The sequence below is a fragment of the Paraburkholderia sp. RL17-373-BIF-A genome (assembly GCF_046030175.1).
Lineage (GTDB): Bacteria > Pseudomonadota > Gammaproteobacteria > Burkholderiales > Burkholderiaceae > Paraburkholderia.
The window spans coordinates 1-1,237 of the sequence record NZ_JARESO010000272.1 but is presented as its reverse complement, the minus strand read 5'-3'; the positions used below and the strand labels follow the sequence as shown (position 1 = coordinate 1,237).

Sequence of the window (1,237 nt, the reverse complement as noted above, 5' to 3'; positions counted from 1 at the left end):
TTCAATGCCCATAGATGCTGGCGCAAGCGGAGCGGTTTAGCTCAAAGAATTTTTAGCGAAGCGGACGCGGATTTCGCGCCGTGCCTGCGCTCATCCCGGTGCGCCGCTTCCGCTTCGCTAAAAATCCTCTGCCTTAGCAACATTGGGTTTAATACCGGTTTTCCGGGGAAAATGGCTTCGCGCCTCACTTTTCACGTGAATTGTACGACACGATGCCGTACAATTCCGGCATGATGTCACCGGATCCCACCATGGCTACTTCTCCCACCCAGGCGCGACTGGAAGCGCGCATCAGCCCGGAAACGCGCGACCTGCTGCGACGCGCAGCGGAACTGCAGGGTCGCTCGCTGTCCGATTTCGTCGTGTCGGCCGCCCAGGACGCCGCGCTGCGCGTGATTGCCGAGCGCGAGGTCGTGCAGCTTACGCTGGACGACCAGGCGCGCTTCGCCGCAGCGCTGCTCGAGCCGGCTGAACCCGCCGACGCGTTGCAGCGCGCCTTTACGCGTCGCCGGACGCTGCTGGATCCCGCGGGTAACGCGTGAGCGGGAGCTTTCACGTCGCGGCACTCGACGGCGCACACGCGCGCGAAGCCTTCGACAGCGGAGTTGATGCGCTCGACCGCTATCTGCGGCAGCAGGCCACCCAGGACCAGCGCCGCCGCGTGAGTTCGTGTTTTGTCGCGCTCGACGGCGAGCGCATCGCGGGGTATTACACGCTGGCGTCGGCCAGTGTCGCGCTGGGCGATCTGCCGCAGCTGGTCGCCCAGCGCCTGCCGCGTTACCCCACCATTCCCGCCGTGAGAATGGGCCGGCTCGCGGTGGATCTCGCGTATCGCGGCCGGGGACTGGGTGCGGCGCTGCTCGCCGACGCGCTCGATCGCGTGCTGCGCGCGGACATTGCCGCCTGGGCGCTGCTCGTCGACGCGAAGGATGATGCCGCGGTGGCGTTCTACCAGCATCACGGGTTTGTGGCCTTTGCCGACATCCCCCGTACCCTGTTCCTGCCGGTTACGACTGCGCGCGCCGCGCGCGATCGCAGCTGAACGCGATGGCGAACCGTGCGCAGCAACTCGACCTGCCGCCGCCGCGGAGCTACTGTTAGTGGCGGAGCAAATCCGCTTATAAATGGCGGCGCAAGGTTGAGCGATTGAGTCAACAATAAGGGGGCCGTGTGGCCCCCTTGAAGTTGAAGTGATGTGCGACGAAGCCGTCAGAATGGAGGATCGTCGGGTTTTGGC

General features: G+C 65.2%; 2 protein-coding genes. Both read left to right on the top strand.

What is annotated here, in order from left to right; genetic code table 11:
- Window positions 1-251 precede the first annotated feature (251 nt).
- The gene (locus P0D80_RS50270) at window positions 252-542 is read left to right on the top strand and encodes a type II toxin-antitoxin system TacA family antitoxin (RefSeq protein WP_408296238.1); all 291 of its coding nucleotides are present in this window, start codon (window positions 252-254) and stop codon (window positions 540-542) included.
- Window positions 539-1,042, top strand: coding sequence for a GNAT family N-acetyltransferase (locus P0D80_RS50265; protein WP_408296235.1), 504 nt, complete (start codon window positions 539-541; stop codon window positions 1,040-1,042). The genes P0D80_RS50270 and P0D80_RS50265 overlap by 4 nt, the downstream gene beginning before the upstream one ends.
- Window positions 1,043-1,237: the final 195 nt, after the last annotated feature.